The following is a 17,126-nucleotide window of genomic DNA, read 5'->3' as shown; positions in this document are numbered from 1 at the left end:
TCCACCCCCTTCGCACAACGTCAGCCTCGATCATCACACACCCGAGAGCGAGCCAAGTCATGAACTTCCAGCCCCGAGCCCACCTGCCGGCCACCCAACGGCGGCTCCCCTTCGACTGCATCGCCCTGCTCTTGCAAGGCGGCGGCGCTCTGGGGGCCTACCAGGCGGGCGTCTATGAGGCGCTCGCCGAAGCCGGCATCCATCCTGATTGGGTTGCCGGCATTTCGATCGGCGCAATCAACGCCGCGATCATTGCGGGCAACCCGCCGGAGTCCCGTGTTGACCGGCTCCGCGATTTCTGGACGCAAGTGACTTCCACTGCGCCCTGGGATTGGTCTGGAAATCCACTTCTCGACAGGCGCAACGACAATGCGCGCAATGTCCTCAACCAGATGAGCGCCGGCCTTGCCGCGGCATGCGGCGCAAACGGATTTTTCTCGGCGCGCCCCCTCATGCCCTGGTTGCATTCCGGCGGAACGACCGAGGCGACCAGCTTTTACGACACAAGTGCGCTGAAGAGCACGCTCGAGCGTCTGGTCGACTTCGATCGCCTCAACGCGGGAACGACGCGCTTCAGTGCAGGTGCGGTCAACGTAAGAACGGGCAATTTCGTCTATTTCGACAACAGCACCCATACAATCCTGCCGGAGCACATCATGGCGAGCGGCGCGCTGCCGCCGGGCTTTCCCGCGGTGGAGATCGAGGGCGAGCACTACTGGGACGGCGGCCTGGTATCCAATACGCCGCTGCAATGGGTGATCGATTGGGGTGCGCCGCAGGACATGCTGGCGTTTCAGGTCGACCTCTGGAACGCGAAGGGTCAGCTTCCGGGCAATCTGCCCGAGGTCGTCACGCGTCAAAAGGAAATACAATATTCGAGCCGCACGCGCGCAAGCACCGACCAATTCAAGCGCGTGCAGCGCCTCCGCCGTGCGCTCACCGCCCTGTTGGGCCGGCTTCCGGAAGATCTGCAGGAACATGACGACGTGAAGCTCCTCAGCACCGCTGTCTCTCACAACGTCTACAACATCGTCCACCTGATCTATCGCGCACGCACTCACGAAGGGCACTCCAAGGACTACGAGTTCTCCCGGCTTTCGATGCAGGACCACTGGCGCGCCGGTTACCACGATGCACTCCGCACGCTGCGACATCCCGAGGTGCTCACGCGCCCCGCCAGCGCGGACGGCGTCTTCACATTCGACCTCGAGAACGATGGTCGCGAATAGGTCCGGCCGTCATCGGCCGCAGGGAGAACCAAATGCGTGAGAATGAAGTACGAAAGCGGGCCTTTGCAATGCCGCTGACCAGTCCGGCCTATCCGCCAGGACCGTATCGGTTTGTGGACCGCGAATATTTGATCATCACCTATCGCACCGATCCGGCAAAGCTGCGCGCCGTGGTGCCCGAGCCGCTGGAGCTCGATGCACGCGAAGCGCTCGTCAAATATGAATTCATCCGCATGCCGGATTCGAATGGCTTTGGCGACTACACGGAAAGCGGCCAGGTCATCCCGGTCTCCTTCCGCGGGCGCAGAGGCGGCTACAGCCATTGCATGTTCCTCAACGACGAAGGGCCGATTGCAGGCGGACGCGAGCTCTGGGGTTTTCCGAAAAAGCTGGCCCAGCCGACATTGCGAACCGAGATCGACACCCTGATCGGAACGCTGGACTACGGTCCCTTGCGGGTTGCGACGGGTACGATGGGCTACAAGCACCACGAAGCCGATCTTGGCCAGGTCAAGGCAGCGCTCAGCGAGCCTAACTTCCTGCTCAAGATCATCCCGCATGTCGACGGCAGCCCGCGCATCTGCGAGCTCGTCGAATACCACCTCGAGCAGATTGCGCTGAAGGGCGCCTGGACCGGGCCCGCGGCTCTCTCCCTGATGCCGCATGCCTTGGCGCCGGTGGCCGATCTCCCCGTCCTGGAGATCGTCTCGGCGATCCACATCCGTGCAGATCTCACGCTGGGTCTTGGCAGAGTGGCCCACGATTATCTGCAAGAACCAATCCGACGTGTGTTCCGGCCCTCAGAACGAAGTCTGGCCACCTGACGCAACCCCACGCAGCCGAGGCGCTCGCCAGCCGCGAAGCTTCAGCTATTGACGCAACACACAGAGCTAAGTGAATAAGATGAGTATTCTGAAGGGTAAGACAGCTGTCATAACCGGCTCGACCAGCGGCATCGGCCTCGCGTGCGCACGTGCTTTCGCAGAAGCCGGCGCCAACATCGTGCTCAACGGCATGGGTGCACCTGCTGATGTCGAGAAGGAGCGCTCCGCGATCGAGAGCGAATTTGGGGTCAAGACGATCTATTCGCCCGCGGACATGGCCAAACCGATCGAAATCGCCGAGCTGATCGCACTCGGCGCAGCAACCTTCGACAGTGTCGACGTCCTCGTCAACAATGCCGGCATCCAGCACGTCTCTCCCATTGAGGAGTTTCAACCCGAGAAGTGGGATGCGATCATCGCGATCAACCTGTCCGCCGCATTCCATGCCATCCGTGCAGTGGTGCCGGGCATGAAGAAGCGCGGCTGGGGCCGCATCATCACCACGGCCTCGGCCCACTCGCTGGTCGCCTCCCCCTTCAAGTCGGGCTATGTCGCTGCCAAGCACGGGATCGCGGGTCTCACCAAGACGGTGGCGCTGGAGCTCGCGCGGTCGAAGATCACCTGCAACTGCATCAGCCCCGGCTACGTCTGGACACCACTCGTCGAGAAGCAAATCCCCAACACGATGAAAGCGCGCAACTTGAGGAGGGATGAGGTCATCAGTGACATCCTACTCGCAGCGCAGCCCACGAAGGAGTTCGTCACGGCCGAGCAAGTGGCCTCGCTCGCGCTGTTCCTGTGCAGTGACGACGCCGCGCAGATCACCGGTGCCAATCTCGCGATCGATGGCGGCTGGACGGCCGCGTAGGGCCGCCCGTCGGGCATCGGAGGCCGCCAAACAATCGCCCCCGCGCACGCACCACGGAGTGAAAGATGCCTTCTGACAATGATCACATTGAGGAATCCGGTGGCCAGCCCGTCATCCGCTTCGGCGAGCGCGATAACGCTCTGCTCGAAGGTACGAGAAATGGCACACCGCTTGATCTTGCCGAAACTGAGAACCTGACGGACGCTCTGCGCTGGTGCGAGCACGCGTTCAACGAGGACGTGTTGCCGCCCCGTGCCAGGGTGGAGGAGCCGCGCGAATTCTACGCTGCGGCCAACATGGGTTGTCTGCCCCGCAGCCGGGAGCAAGCGCCGCGCAAGCAGTCGCCGCTCCCCGTAGAACGTCAACTCCGCTTCCGCATGCAACTGCTCGAGGCGTCTCGCTTCAGGAAGCTTGACGCAGGTCAAGTCAAGAGAAGCTGAGCTAAGTGGCCGAGGCCCGGACGACCGATATCGATGCCGCGCTCAAGCAACTGAAATCCGACGCGTCTGAAGCAGAAGCACGTCTTCAAGAATTCAAGGAGAGAGGGAACGAGTCCTGGTCGGTGCTAAGCGCCGCGTTGGAAGAATCCCGCAAGTCCTTCGATCAAGCAAGTCGGGCCGCATGGGACGCTCTGAGGGGCTCTGGCGCGAAGAGCTGAACCGCTTGACCACAACGAATGTCGAGCAATTTGTCCGGAACTGCGAGGTACTGCAGTCCGCCGGATTGGGATGCGGAGGCCGCACGCAAGGCTAAGCTCTCGCGTTCGGACCAGCTTGACGCAGATTTCCGAGATTGAATTGACGGACCTATGAAGCCTGCCGGCTGAACAATGAGAACGGCCGCGCGACGTCTACTGTGCGCCAAAGGCCGTCATTCCCGCATGCCTAGCGTGAAATCCAAAGCAGCTTATTAGTCAGAGAAGTTAGCTCTCAGAAGCAACGGAGAGCGACCACCTTTTGCAGCCAACGCAATTCGCACCGGCGGCTCCAACCGCATCGGGAGTACAAAATCGCGGAAGATCGTAGATTGACGTAAAAAATCGTAGCCTCGGTACCGGGGGAGGGAATCGAACCCCCGACCCGAACGATCCGGTTCTGGTTCTGGTTCTGCAGCAAGCAGTACCCGGCGACGGGCAGAGCAGACTGTCCGTTTTGCTCGCCCCTATCCGACTGAAAGCCGGCATTCGTCGCACGATCCTAGTGATTGCATTACCTGATATCCGGATACGCGCTACTCGGACCTTACCGGGTCAACTGCGACTACCATGCCATCGATCGATATGTTCAAATCGGGGAGGCGCAACCACCGATACCGACATTCCGTTCAGGTAGCGATCTCACCGAGGGCGCTCTCTGCGTCCCGAACGCAGTGAACATCTTCTAAGTTATTGATTTTCTTGCTACGGCGAGCGCTCCCGTCCCGTTTTGTTCACGCTCGTTTCACCTAATTCGTTGCGATTTCGTTGCGGCGTTCCTGAAGAAGAACGGCTCAGTGAGACAGAGATGATCTTAGGGGCGCGTGACGGGACTGGGGCGAGGTTCACTGACCAAGGGTCGAAGACAACCGGTCCCGTCCGCGCGTGTATTGCTCGCAAAACTCCGGACGATGGAGGTCTGCTTTGCCATTGGAAGCGGCAGTTGCCCGAGGATGTGGCGGAGCCGCTAAGGGCCACTTCCGGACATGAGGGATTGCGAAGAAGGCGGCTTTGTAGCGGAATCGGGCCCGTTTCAAATCAGCTAACAACTGGTGAACTCGAATTAAGCAGATTTCAGTAGATGTTGAGCACTCGCGCAATCTCTGTTTGGTAATTTCATTTCGGAATTATTGAAACCCGGAAACATGAGGGGCCGTTATCTGAGGACAGCGGTCCTTTGCTTTTCAGGCGCATTTCCGCTTTGCTTCAGAAAGCAGACATCGATTGTTTATCCTTAGTGTCGCCAGCCATCCTTGTCGATCTCGACGCGGAAGCCTTCTGGCATCGGCGCCGCCTCACCCTCGGCTGGCACGTTGCAAGCGGGACAGGGTGCGCCGGCGCCGCCGCAGCTGCAGGCGCGCGGGCCGTCCCAAGGGCGGTCGAGATGGTTCTCGCAGACCCAGCCAGTGTCGTCGCAGGTGGTGCAACTGATGGTCATTGCAGCGGACTCGGGATAGTGCGTGACAGCCGCATTCGCAAGCCATTGGACGGCGTCAACGAAGGTTCGCACCCGGGTCTCCGCTACGAATCCGTGCAGGTCGTCGCCCAACAGGACCCTGAATCCCGCGTCCCAGAAACTAGCGATCGTACAGTTGATCTCGCTATTATAGAGATCCTGGCGCACGCGAGCAGTTTGGTCCATTTGAAGCTCCGCAAAGCGGGTCGGAGCGGAGAGCCGGCCCCGGCTTCAGGGGGGCTTTTGGGGTTAGGCCGGGGCCGCTCCGCCAGCTCGGTTGGCGAGCTAGCGAGACTCATAATTTGGTCGGGAGATCTTCGTTCCTGCTGCTTCCTTCTGCCGTGAAGTGGCCGGTTTCAATCGAAAGCCGCGCGTCGACGTTTCGGATTGTCGCGCCGGTGAAATGGGCAGGATGGCTGTCTTTTATCTTTGGCAGACATCGGGCAACCTAGTCCGCACCGGGATTTTGCTAGTTCCTCCCGGGACTTGGAGCTCTTATTCGAAGGAAATTTCCATGCCATCTTCTGTTGAGCATATTGTTTTTGCCTACGTTCGGTTGGGGAATAGGACTGCGTTGGAGGACATGCGCATGCACCGGCGCCGGCTGCTAGCTGATGTCCAAACCAGGACGGGTGTCGACCCAAGGGAATCGGTTCTGGCTCTGCAGCAGGACATCGAGCTGATCGAAGCAGGGCTGACGCAGTTCGATCAAGATGGATCGACGACGGACCGAGCGCTCGAACCTCCGGTTCACGCTGGCCAGCCAGCGGTTAGGCCAGCATAGCTTATTGCGCCCCATGGATGCGCGTGCACGATAGGCCCGCGGTCGGCGGCAGCGTTGACGCTCGGTCCCCGTGCCTCGGATTCAGGTGCGGACCTCCAAGGCACGGGGGCCGATTTCGCTGGGGCACAAGTCTTGGCACCATTACAAGAAAAGGCCCCAGCCGAGGGGCTTCCCGCTGGGGCCGTCAGTATTCCGGCACAACCATTTGGATAGAAGTGCCAGCCGCCTCAAGATTGAACATTGCTAGTTTGGGCACGGTATGGCGATAGTTTGCGGAAAGATAATCTAGGTCGTGGCGCGCAAGGCGATTGTGGGATCTCCGCCACTCAGCCGCCGCATATAGGTCCCGCCCGCGTGGCGCTTGCTCATGGAAAATTCAACGGCCACCGAGAATAGCTCCCCTAGGACAGAACCTCGGCATAGTGCTTATCGAGCCAATGATTGCAGCGGCACGACCGGTTCTGAAGAGCTGCTCGGTCGCGGATCCGGATCTCTCCTCGCGCGGTGTCCAGAATGCCCTCGCTCTTCAAAATTTGGATGATGCGAGTGAGATAGCTTCGGCCGATTCCGAGCAGGCCAGCCAGCTCCTCGTGCGTGAGCGCCACGTGTTCGACGCCTGTATGCTCGATGATTTGCAAAATCCACTTCGCCGCGCGCTGCTCGTTCGAGTGGGCCGCGTTACATCCCACTGACTGGCTCTGATGCGCGACAAAGAAATCGGCATATCGCTCGAAAAGGCGGCGTAGCTCAGCTGATTGATGCTTCGCTTCGTTGAGCCTGCGGATGGGCAATCTGGCCAGCGGACCGCCGACCCTGACAACAAAGCGAGTATAGGCGGGCAGTAGCCCGCCGCTGATCACTCCGCCGACCGCTCCTTCGCAGCCCACCAGACCCGTTGCAACCTCTCGATCCTCTTCGACCGCAACGGCGAGTGAAACCAGCGTAGGTCCGCAAGGAAAGTAGACGAGGTCGATAAGGTCGCCGGGATGATAGAGCGTCTCGCCTGCCATGCTCTCTACCACCACCAATGAGGGGGCGAGGAGTTCGTAGTCCGCCTGCTTGAGGTACCGAAGAAGACCGTTAAAAGGACGCGTAATCAGATCCGCCATAGGGGTCCCGTGCGAGGTGGACCGCACCCATAGCGTTCCGTTGCAGGAACCGACTGTATGAATGTGCACACAGGTCGGGATTTATTTGCCCTCAGTGTGGGGAACTAGGTTTTGTTTCCGCGCATTTTCAGGGGATGCCGAGGTACTTCTTTCACATCACGCACGAGCGCACCGAGATCGACCGTGAGGGGGAGGACCTCCCCGACAAGCACGCAGCCTGGAAGGAGGCAACAGTCACCGCCGGCCAAATGCTGCAGGGCCTTGATGGCAAGCTGACGCCGGCGCGCGATTGGCGCATGGAAGTGGCCGACGAATTCCAGAACACGCTCTTCGTTCTGAAGATTCAGGCAGAGAAACCCAAATAAGAGCGCTGACCTTAGCACCGAACGGTGCCACGGCCGCCACGTAGCTGCCGGCGTCGAGCAGCGTCAACGAGCTTCCCACCGTCGGGCAGCGCGATCCTAAATCGGGGGGCTGATGTCGTCGGCCTTTCAAATCTGTTCGGCTCTCAAATGGATCAGGTCTGGCGAAGCCTGATCGCGATGGCGGGTGAGATTTTTCCCGACCTGCCTCTGGTCGGCTACGAGCACGGACCTGATCTGGCAGCCCCCAAATTGGCGGGGTTCGAGACCATGGGTCCTTTGCGGATCTGGAGACTCCCTGCCACGGAGTGCTGATAACAGCTTCGGGTCAATCACGTCGTTCCCACCCCATGCAGGCGGCTTCCGGTTTGCCCCAAGGGACGGACATAACACGGCACCGCCTCAACCGAAGCGATCGGCCAAAGTCGGACTTGCGTCAAATGGCGAAGGTCCTGCAGGGTGGAAAGCGATCATGGCGCTCGCGACCACGACGTGGACGGGTTCTCTTTTGCCCGCCGACAGTGTTTGCTCATCGCGGAGGGAGAACGGGCGGATGCGGGGATCACTCGGGGAGAAGATCGGCGAAGGCACCTCTGCGGACATTCATGCCTGGGCGCCCGGTCAGGTCGTGAAGCTGTTCAAGGCCGGCGTCCCGGAGCGACTGAGCCGGTGGGAAGCGCGCATGACCCGCGCGGTCTTCGCAGCCGGCGGCCCGGCGCAAGAGGTGCTCGACGAGGTCGCACTCGGGGGACGCTTCGGCATCGTGCTGCCGCGCCTCGACGGGCCGACCCTGCTGCAGCTCACGCGCAGCGGTGCCGTGACGTTCGGGCAAGCGGGCGCAATCCTCGCGTCCCTCTTACTGGCCGTTCACAAGACGCCGCCGCCGCCGGAGGTCATCTCCCTGCGCGACCGGATGGACGCCGCCTTAAGTCGCTCCGGTAACGTTGTTCCGAAGCACATCGCCACTGGCATCCTCGCCCTGATCGATCGCCTTCGGCCGGGGGACGAGCTGTGCCATTGCGACCTCCACACCGAGAACGTGATCATGACGGCGGATGGCCCACGTCTCATCGACTGGACCCTTGCGGTCCGCGCGCCCGCTGCTTACGACCTTGCGTGCTGCCACGTCTCGTTGTCTGAGATCGCCCCTGAACGCGTCGACAATCCGCAGCGACCGCGCGCGATCAATGCGGCCGCGCAGTCTGAGTACGGGCGGCTGGCCGGCATGTCGCAAGTGACGCTGACGGCGGCGATGGAGCCTTACTTGCCAATTGCCCGCGCCCGCATTCTCCTCGGGGAGATATTTCCTGCCCTACGGGAGTGGCTGATCCAGCGCATCGAAGTGGCCCTACGCCCGGAGGTTTGAGCCGCACGCGAACCGGAGCGGACTTTCGATGCGGCTCGTATGTCCGCTGGGGGTCATTCGCGTCGGTTTGCCCGGCAAATGCCGGGTCCGGTTTGGCGCTCATCGCCGACATCGCCGTGCTCTGGGCTGAGGTCAGCCACGGGCCGATATTGTTGCAAAAGTCTTTTTGGTGTGTCGAACAAAAATTCTTAGAACCACTGATGCGTTTTGCGCGCGACGACGTGAGGGACCATATCGCCTGATCCAAAATCGATCCCCGATCTCCATAATGGCACTGACAACCGATGCAGCAGCGGAGAGGCCTAGAGATTAGCTTTTGCGAGATTTTTACAGTTGTTCGATTTTCGACTTTTGCAACAAAATCGGCCAATAGCGGAAGCCCGACCGAAGTCGTTATTCGCCCTCCGGAGCTCAGAAAATAGCTAGGGAATGAAGCTAGTAATTATGGCGGTTTGGCTGTTGCTTAGAGGGCCTTCCTGGCCTTACCTGTTGGCTAGGTTTCCACAGTCTCAAGGCCGTTAAGAGTGAGGTCTTTCTTGGCTCAGGACCGATTGGAGAGGCGATTAGCGGCGGTTTTGGCGGCAGATGTGGCCGGTTATAGCCTGCTGATGGGCCGGGACGAGGAAGGAACGCTTACGCAGCTGAAGGCCTTCCGGAAGACGCTGGTGGATCCCACAATCGCGGCACATCGGGGCCGGATCGTCAAGACGACCGGCGACGGTATGCTGGTCGAGTTCGCCAGCGCCGTGGAAGCCGCTCGCTGCGCGGTGGAGGTGCAGCGAGGGGTCGCGCTCGGAAACGTCGATGTGCCCCAGCAGGCCAGGATCGAGTTTCGTATCGGCATTCACGTCGGCGACATCATCTTCGACGACAACGACATCTTCGGCGACGGAGTGAACATTGCGGCCCGGCTGGAAGGAATCGCTCAGCCCGGTGGCATCTGCATTTCCGATGACGCGCAACGCCAAATTCGCGGGAAGCTCGACAGCCCCTTCGAGGATATGGGGCCGCAAAATCTAAAGAATATCACCGAGCCGATGCGCGCCTGGCGATTGAGCGTGGACGCAAAGGCGGCCGAGTATCTTTCGGCGGAGCGGTCTGCGGGGATAGCCCAGCCGCTTGCTCTTCCGGACAAGCCATCGATTGCCGTGCTGCCGTTTCAGAACATGAGCAGCGACCCCGAGCAGGATTATTTTGCCGACGGCATGGTGGAAGACATCATCACGGCGTTGTCGCGGTACCACGGTCTGTTCGTCATCGCGCGCAACTCCAGCTTCGCCTACAAGGGCCAAGCCGTTGATATCAAGCGGGTGGGCCGGGAACTCGGCGTCCGATACGTGCTCGAGGGAAGCGTGCGCAAGATCCCCGGCCGGGTTCGGGTGACGGCGCAATTGATCGACGCCGCGACCGGAGCGCATCTCTGGGCCGACCGCTTCGACGGGGCGATGGAAGACATCTTCGATCTGCAGGACGACATCACGCTGAAGGTCGTCGGCGCAATTGCTCCCAAGCTCGAGCACGCCGAAATCGATCGGGCGATGCGAAAGCCGACCGACAGCCTCGACGGATACGACTATTACCTGCGGGCGATGGCCAGTTTTCACAAAGCCGGCAGGGATGACATCAAGGAAGCGGTTCGCCTGTTCCACAAGGCGATCGAATTAGACGACGGCTACTCGTCCGCCTACGGAATGGCCGCATGGTGCTATGCCCGGCGCAAGTTGAACGGTTGGACGGACGACCAGTCCGCCGAGACCTCGGATGCCGAACGGCTCGCCAAGCGGGCCATCGAATGCGGCAAGGAGGACGCCGTTGCACTCGCAAGCAGCGGTATCGCAATCGGCTACATGTTCGACGATTTCGAGCGCGCCGTGTCGTTGATGGACCGGGCCCAAGAATTGAATCCCAACCTGGCCATGGCGTTCCATCTCAGCGGTTGGATCAGATGCTTCATGGGTCAGCCGGATTTGGCCATCGAGCACCTCGAGCGGGCCGTTCGCCTCAGTCCTCTCGATCCGCAGCGCCCAGGGATGCTGGCGGCAATCGCCGCGGCCCATTTTGCGGCCGGCCGGTTTGAAGTCGCGGCGTCCCTTGCGACCAAGGCCATGCTGGAGCAATCGAATAACTTCATCGCTGCCCTCGTTGCGGCTGCCTCGAATGCGCTTGCCGGCAATGCGGAAGCGGCCAAGACGGCGACCGAGTTAGTACGCTCAAGCGACCCGAATTTTCGGATCAAGAACGTCAAGTACCGCTTGCCGCACAGACAGCCCGAGGTGCTGACCCGATGGGAAGATGCTCTGCGGAAAGCAGGTATGCCGGAATAATCGCAAGGCATGTCGGCGTAATGTCCCCTTAGGGTCAAACTGAGAAGTCTGGCCTGCAACTTGTAGGTCGGCTTTACCCCCCAGCTCCGGACATGACGTTGCACCGTGCAAACTGACGTTTGGCCCATTGCCAGACATCCACCGCGCAAACGCGTGATAAACGACGCAATTTTAATTGCGCCGCACTACCAGCACTCAAATCAGACTGATTTTGCAGATCTCAGCTACGTTGTTGGCAGCAGCGTTAAACACACACTCAATGTCCGCTCAACACCAGCGTCTTGATCGGCAGCACCAAGGCCTGAATCCGCAACAGCAATGCGTGGACAAATCCGGTCGCATCGACGACATGCAACGCGAAGCTCTTGAACGAACCGAGTTTTCCTGACGAGATCAGTTCGTGATTACTGGTGTAGGCATTGGCAATACAACTGCTGCCGGGCGTCACGCCTTCCAGGCCGCCCTTATAGAGCGGCTCCATGAAAACGAGAATGGTGCCCGGACGCACATTGTTCTGCGCCTCAATCAGTTGTTCGCCGCCCCTGAACTGGCCCGCCGCGATGTAGTCCTGCACGTTGGTAACCACCATCGGAATAACGACCCACGGCTTGGAAATACATGTGGCCTCGGCCACCATTCCGACCTTCATGACCTGAGCCTCGATCTGTCCAAACCCTGCCATGAGAGCCCGCCGTCCGGCGCCCTCCGGAATCAGGACGCCGGCCGTCCGCATATTCGGAGTGACGATATCACCCGGCCGCAGCCCGAATTGCTCGACCCGTCCGTCAACGCCGGCGCGAATAAATGTCTTATCCAGATCCACCTGCGCCTCGGCCAAAGCTGCCTCAGCGCTTGCCTTCTCCGCCGGCAGCAGAGCACTCAGCCGCGTCGTCGCGGATTGCTTGGAAGCGGTCGCGGCGTCGAGAGCGCCCTGGCGACCCGCCACGGCCACACCGAGCTTTTCAATATCGCGCTGCGGGACGATTCCGGGGTTGCGCTTCTGCAACTCGCTTTTGGTATCGAGTTCGTCCTGCGCCTGCTGCAGCGAACCCTTTGCCTCCTGAAGCTGGCCTTCCGCCTTCATGACATCTGCCTGCGCCGCCAGCATGGCGGCATCGACTTCAGCGACCTTACGCTTGGCGGTTAGGAGCGAGGCTTCCTGTTTGGCGCTATCGAGCCTGAAGATCACCTCACCTTGCTTGACGTCCGCGCTGACATCGACGTGAACTTCAGCAACTCGGCCGTTGACCTCGGTCATGATAGGGACGGTCCGGTAGTACAACGTCGCCGACGTAGTCGACGGATGAAAGTAGAAGATCATCGTGATCAGCGAGACCGTGAGCATCAGGCAAGCGACGATGCCAAATCGCAGCTCGTACCAGACGGAATAGAGCGTGATCTCGTGGCCGATCCGCTTGCCCTGCCGATAGCGGCGGTAGAGGTAGTCCGGAAGGATCGTGAGGGTGGCGCAAAGGAGAAGTTCAAGCATGGCCGGGTCCCCCTCGCTTAAGATCGCGCTGGATCTTGCTCTTGATCTCGTCCACGGCAGCGGTGGTCTTCAGTGTACTGTTGGCGGCGCCCGGCTTTGTCGCGTCAGGCACGCCGGTACCAGCGTGAGCAGCGGTCTCACTTGGCGGCTCAGTCGGGTCTTCCTCAGGCGAAACGCCCGCCATCTTTTCGACCGATCCCGCAATCCTGCGCAGCGGCGAGCTGAAATCCGGCAGGTCAACCATGGCAAGAAAAAGCCCGATCACCCAAAAAAGGTGGTTGTGCGTAAACAGCGCCAGCAGGCACAGCACAGCCACGATCTCAAATTGGAACTTCTGCGACTTGTGGGCCATCCGCTCCGGCAGCGAGTGCAGGTGCAAATAGAAGATACCGACCATGAGAACGGCGAAGATCAGAAAAATGCCGACGCCCACCATAAGGGGATCTGTGTCGCTCGGAGCAGTGATGAAGCCGGGTAGGTGATGGGGTCCGGCCGGATGCAGGTCGCTCACGTACTCCTCCTCCTCCCGAACACCGGGCTTGGTTCCCTGCATCCTTACACAATGAAGGAACTTGGCAAGCCCGGCTTGCACCGAGGGCCAACGACCTTGCCGGAGGTTCGCTAGGACTAGCGGGCTTCGAACCGCCGTGAGTTGACAGTGTGGCCTTCGCCGCCTCTTTATCCTGGTTCGGTCTGTCTTGGGACGATGCTTTGCCCTGACGGTGGGTGTGAACCAAGAGGACGCCTTTGAGGTAAGTCAATAAAAGAAGATCCGATCTGGATGGGTCGGAAGAGGCAGTACTGGCCGAAACAATCTCGCGGCCATTAGGCGAGGCCGTTTGAACGGAGGTCCGCTATGGGTCATAACCGCCCTTCGGAGTGCCGGCCGGCTGCGTCTAGTCTACCCCTATGAGCCGACCACCCGGGACGCTGCCAGACTTCGCGTTCGGGCCAACTGCAGACTCGTGCAGCGCAGAAGATCGTTATTCAATCACCGTTGGCGTGGCCGAGCAGCGTCGCAGGGAGATCGATGCCGAGCGCCCCGACCTTCGAGAACATCGGAATGCTCCCGGTCCTCAACCCGGAGGTCTGCAATGGGTGGTCATTAGCGGACATCGCTGAGCGCTTAGCGCACGTCCGCTTTAATCAACTCGTCAGCCCTCGCGACCAAATGCTGAGGAACAGATAGGCCCATATCTTTGGCAGCTTTGAGGTTGATCGCAAGATGGAATTCGCTCGGCCCTTCGACGGGCAAATCACTTGGCTTTGCCCCGTTGAGGATCTTCTCGACGAAATATGCGCCCCGACGCCATATGCCATCAATTGTCGGACCAAAGGCAAGCAGTCCGCCGCTCTGCACCCATTCTCGATATTCATGGGCGTTCGGAATTTTGTTTTGTATTCCGAAGTCGACAATCCTCTTGCGATCAAAGACGAACATCGGATCGGTGACGGTAGTCATCGCATCAATCATCGTATCCTGCCTTTTGCGCAGGATTGAAGCAAACGCGACCTCAAATTCCGGCGGTGAACGAACTTCAAACGGCTGCGCTTCAATTTCCAATTTTTCAAATCCCGAAGAAATACTGTTGAGATGATTGCTGGCGTAGGAGGGAAGCGGATTGTAAAGAACTGCCAACCGCGAAAGTTTTGGAACAATTTCTTTCAAGAACTCGACACGTTTGACATCGCGAGCAGGCGAGAGATTGTCGATACCCGTAAGGTTCCCGCCAGGATGTGAAAGAGACGAGTATAATTTGGTTTCAACGCCGCCGCGGCTCGAGAGCACGACAATGGGAATTGTCGCAGTAATCTTCTGCACCAAAAGTCCGGGGTAATTTCCCACAGCCACGATCACGTCGACATTCTGCCGGACGAGATCGGCAGCCATCCCGGGCAGAAGTTCCGAATGTCCTTTTGCCTCCCGCCATTCGATGGTGAGATTGTTGCCCTCTGAATAGCCGCGATCACTTAATTCGCGAACGAAGCCGTTTACCCAAGGATAGCTGCTCAGATTAGCCGTCAGATATCCAATGCGGTAAATCTTTTTAGATTGCTGCGCTTGAGCCGCCAGCGGCCACACCGCAGCGCCGCCGAGTGCCGTTATGAACTCGCGCCGCTTCATGTCTGATGCCTCCGCAAAGCCTAGAGACAACCTATCACTCGCCCCAAACTAACACATTGGGGCCGGCCGGCCATGACCTCTGCCACAGAATCTCGAGTACGCCTGCCAGCCGCGCGATGTGCGGTGCGGGTTCAAAGGTGAAAAACACAACGCGAGCATATTCAGTCCGCTAGAACGGACCTCAATGAGACGTGCTGCCACTTCGTGCATGGGCCACTTGCAGACATCGCGCGAGCGGTGTGCATTTCGAGCAACGTATTTCGCTTTCGGACCGACGTGCAGCAAGATCAAACGCCCACCCTCAAAGAGGATGGGCGCGTGGTGACCTACGACATGATGACGTCCTACTTCTTCTCGGCGCTGGCTTCCTTAGCTGGAGGCGGCTTCATGCCGACGGTCAACTGGCGGATTTTTAAGGCGCCGCCTTCACGTATGTCGATGGCGCCCCAGAACACTGTGACCTTGGTGGCGTCGCCGCTCTTAGGGTCCTTACCGAAGATGTCGGTCTCGCCGTTGGCAACGACCAGATCGTTGTTGATGACCGACATGTTGCCGACTCTGATCTCTATATGATCGGTGCCGTTCTTGAAGTTGTTTTCGTATACGGTCTTGAGATCGGAAAACACACCGCCCGGGTTGATCTGGACCCCGTCCTTTGTATAGAGCGCAGCAACACAGGCCGCGTCTTTCTTGGCGACGCAGTCGGTGTAGGCGACGGCTAATTTTTCGGCCTCCTGCTTGACCTCATCGGCCAGTGCCGGTGCAGAGATGAAGGCGGAAGAACACAATGCCAAGAGCAATGAACGTCGCTTCATAGCAACTTCCCCTCTGGTTGTGATGCACAATTGCATCGCGACGTCCTCCTGACGTAGGACGTCGCGTTGCATTTGTTCCGAGGGGCATTCTTTCGTTAGGCTGTAATACTACCGGCTTGTGAGTATATGCCATTTTGCACGGCTTGGCGCGCGCCAACCTTGATCATCGACGACGGGGCGGGCGGCGAATGCGGTCGGGAAAGACAGGCAAGTTGACGCATGTGGAGATGAAAGTGTCTTGCTCGACGCGCGATGGCCGACCTTGTTATCCAGATTGTTTACCAAAGCGGTCGGCAAACGGCCCAAGCAATTGCTGGACCGCTATCAAGCGGCCGGAGGCACGCACATCCCGATCCAGCTACTTGTGCGCGACCGCACCGCTCGATAGGCCCGCTAGTGAGAGGGAGTCTCGGAACTCGGCCTCCGGGACGCATAATACGTTGCACTATCACTGATCTTGTCGGGTACCCATTCCTCCGCGGTTGCGTCCCAATGATGAGTGTCGTCGAAGTGTTTCCAGAGTGGCCGCTTCGGCTTGCTTTCACCCTTCTGTCGGTTTGCATTCAGTGCGCGGAGTTGGACGACGAGCACCCCAGCCATCATCACCCATTCGCGAGCGCTATATCGGGAGTTCCATTTGATTGCGGCGAGCATTGGATGCCTCCTTCAAAGTAAGAAGCCTCTGCCACATTAGCGTGGGCCAAGAATGCAGGGATATAAACTACCTCACAGTTTGCCGACATCTTCGACATAGCCGCGGGCGATCTCACTGCGCGGCGACCGTAACCTACGTTCGTTCGGTACTCGGGCGTCATTTTGCCGCGCCATCAAAACGCCCGCGACGATGTGTAGGATTGTTTTTTGGTCGCAAAGGCACGTCTCTCTTAGAGAGTGGATTTTATCGATCGTAGGTGCGCTCTCCATAGAGGTCAGCGCATGCTCCGTCCAATGACCGCTTCGGGTCAAAAGCGTCGGTCTCGCGCTCGGCTGCAAACTTCCGGTCTACCCCTCTGAACCGACATGTCGCCGCCGGTCAGCGGTAGCGAAGGGCCACAAGCCGACATCGGCGCGATGTTTGCTTTACGGCTTCACAGTGACGAACCCTTCGCTCCATGCATCCTTGTCGACTTCCATCTTGCTGACTTGGAAACAGTCGGGGTAGTCGCGAAAGCCCTCAAACTCAAGCTTGCGCATTCTTGCTGCTTCCGCGTTGGCAGCGCACCGAGTACCCAGTTCTGGGTCGGCTTAGCGATGGGCCAACAGGCGACATCGCAGGCTTAGCGCTGACATCGAGGGGCGTTTGCCGGAACACCTCACCGCTCCCGAGGTTATAAATAATCGTGAGTAAAGTAGGTAGACTGCCCGCGGTCGGCCCCAACCCAGCGGGGGGTCTTTTGCCACAAGGAGGAGCAGATGCCAGCGAAGAAGACAGCACTTGGACGCAAACAGGACCGCGCCCGCGTGGCTAAAGGTCAGGACTACGAAGTGCGATACGAAGCCAAGAAGACCGGCCGCTCGGCCTCGGCGGTGAAGAAGGCCGTGAAGAAGGTCGGCAATAGCCGCAAGCGCATCGAGAAGCGTCTCGCTCGCTAACCAGAGCGGCCGAGTAGAATTTTCAGGCACGGCTGAAAACAGGTGAATGCGGTCAGCGTGCGCAGGCGCGGTTCGATGTCCGCAGGTT

15 protein-coding genes are annotated in these 17,126 nt (G+C 59.5%); 8 read left to right on the top strand and 7 right to left on the bottom strand.

The features are described 5' to 3' along the window. The first annotated feature begins 59 nt into the window (after positions 1-59). The 4 genes from B5V03_RS24300 to B5V03_RS24285 all read left to right on the top strand — a co-directional run bounded on the left by B5V03_RS24300 (position 60) and on the right by B5V03_RS24285 (position 3,361). Positions 60-1,229: a patatin-like phospholipase family protein gene (locus tag B5V03_RS24300; protein WP_129272904.1), complete on the top strand. Its 1,170-nt coding sequence runs from the start codon at positions 60-62 to the stop codon at positions 1,227-1,229. Between the two features lie 32 nt (positions 1,230-1,261). Beyond that, positions 1,262-2,053 carry an acetoacetate decarboxylase gene (locus tag B5V03_RS24295; protein ID WP_129272903.1) on the top strand — a complete coding sequence of 264 codons (792 nt, stop codon included), beginning with the start codon at positions 1,262-1,264 and terminating at the stop codon, positions 2,051-2,053. Between the two features lie 79 nt (positions 2,054-2,132). Beyond that, positions 2,133-2,921: a 3-hydroxybutyrate dehydrogenase gene (locus tag B5V03_RS24290; RefSeq protein ID WP_129272902.1), complete on the top strand. Its 789-nt coding sequence runs from the start codon at positions 2,133-2,135 to the stop codon at positions 2,919-2,921. A gap of 65 nt (positions 2,922-2,986) precedes the next feature. Further along, positions 2,987-3,361, top strand: coding sequence for a hypothetical protein (locus B5V03_RS24285; RefSeq protein ID WP_129272901.1), 375 nt, complete (start codon positions 2,987-2,989; stop codon positions 3,359-3,361). 1,488 nt (positions 3,362-4,849) lie between these two features. On the opposite strand, the gene B5V03_RS24275 is transcribed toward B5V03_RS24285, so the two are convergent. Together B5V03_RS24275 and B5V03_RS24265 are read right to left on the bottom strand one after the other, a co-directional pair. Then, entirely contained in the window at positions 4,850-5,257 is a 408-nt protein-coding gene (locus B5V03_RS24275; protein WP_129272900.1) for a hypothetical protein, read from the bottom strand. A gap of 999 nt (positions 5,258-6,256) precedes the next feature. Next, on the bottom strand, positions 6,257-6,964 hold the full coding sequence (locus B5V03_RS24265; RefSeq protein WP_129272899.1) for a Crp/Fnr family transcriptional regulator: 708 nt from the start codon (positions 6,962-6,964) through the stop codon (positions 6,257-6,259). Positions 6,965-7,098: 134 nt separating this feature from the next. Here B5V03_RS24265 and B5V03_RS24260 point away from each other — a divergent pair, with 134 nt between their 5' ends. The 3 genes from B5V03_RS24260 (at position 7,099) to B5V03_RS24250 (ending at position 11,016) form a co-directional block, all read left to right on the top strand. Continuing rightward, positions 7,099-7,329 (top strand): DUF6894 family protein, encoded by a 231-nt coding sequence (locus tag B5V03_RS24260; protein WP_129272898.1) that lies wholly within the window; start codon positions 7,099-7,101, stop codon positions 7,327-7,329. 469 nt (positions 7,330-7,798) lie between these two features. Beyond that, on the top strand, positions 7,799-8,692 hold the full coding sequence (locus B5V03_RS24255; RefSeq protein WP_245502327.1) for an aminoglycoside phosphotransferase family protein: 894 nt from the start codon (positions 7,799-7,801) through the stop codon (positions 8,690-8,692). A 536-nt stretch (positions 8,693-9,228) separates the two neighbouring features. Continuing rightward, the gene (locus B5V03_RS24250; protein WP_245502326.1) at positions 9,229-11,016 is read left to right on the top strand and encodes an adenylate/guanylate cyclase domain-containing protein; all 1,788 of its coding nucleotides are present in this window, start codon (positions 9,229-9,231) and stop codon (positions 11,014-11,016) included. 256 nt (positions 11,017-11,272) lie between these two features. On the opposite strand, the gene B5V03_RS24245 is transcribed toward B5V03_RS24250, so the two are convergent. The 5 genes from B5V03_RS24245 to B5V03_RS24230 all read right to left on the bottom strand — a co-directional run bounded on the left by B5V03_RS24245 (position 11,273) and on the right by B5V03_RS24230 (position 15,445). After that, complete coding sequence (locus B5V03_RS24245; protein ID WP_129272897.1) at positions 11,273-12,505, bottom strand: HlyD family secretion protein; 1,233 nt, start codon at positions 12,503-12,505, stop codon at positions 11,273-11,275. Next, entirely contained in the window at positions 12,498-13,058 is a 561-nt protein-coding gene (locus B5V03_RS24240; protein ID WP_129272896.1) for a hypothetical protein, read from the bottom strand. The genes B5V03_RS24245 and B5V03_RS24240 overlap by 8 nt, the downstream gene beginning before the upstream one ends. Before the next feature lie 434 nt (positions 13,059-13,492). Continuing rightward, complete coding sequence (locus B5V03_RS42775; protein ID WP_283811546.1) at positions 13,493-13,621, bottom strand: hypothetical protein; 129 nt, start codon at positions 13,619-13,621, stop codon at positions 13,493-13,495. A 10-nt stretch (positions 13,622-13,631) separates the two neighbouring features. Continuing rightward, on the bottom strand, positions 13,632-14,630 hold the full coding sequence (locus B5V03_RS24235) for an ABC transporter substrate-binding protein (RefSeq protein ID WP_129272895.1): 999 nt from the start codon (positions 14,628-14,630) through the stop codon (positions 13,632-13,634). Positions 14,631-14,974: 344 nt separating this feature from the next. Beyond that, on the bottom strand, positions 14,975-15,445 hold the full coding sequence (locus tag B5V03_RS24230) for a nuclear transport factor 2 family protein (RefSeq protein ID WP_018460466.1): 471 nt from the start codon (positions 15,443-15,445) through the stop codon (positions 14,975-14,977). Positions 15,446-16,858: 1,413 nt separating this feature from the next. Between B5V03_RS24230 and B5V03_RS24225 the strand changes: the two genes are divergently transcribed. Further along, entirely contained in the window at positions 16,859-17,038 is a 180-nt protein-coding gene (locus B5V03_RS24225) for a DUF3606 domain-containing protein (RefSeq protein WP_129272893.1), read from the top strand. Positions 17,039-17,126 lie beyond the last annotated feature (88 nt).

This window comes from Bradyrhizobium betae (genome assembly GCF_004123905.1).
In the GTDB taxonomy this organism is placed as follows: domain Bacteria; phylum Pseudomonadota; class Alphaproteobacteria; order Rhizobiales; family Xanthobacteraceae; genus Bradyrhizobium; species Bradyrhizobium betae_A.
This window is presented reverse-complemented; position numbering and strand designations above follow the sequence as displayed.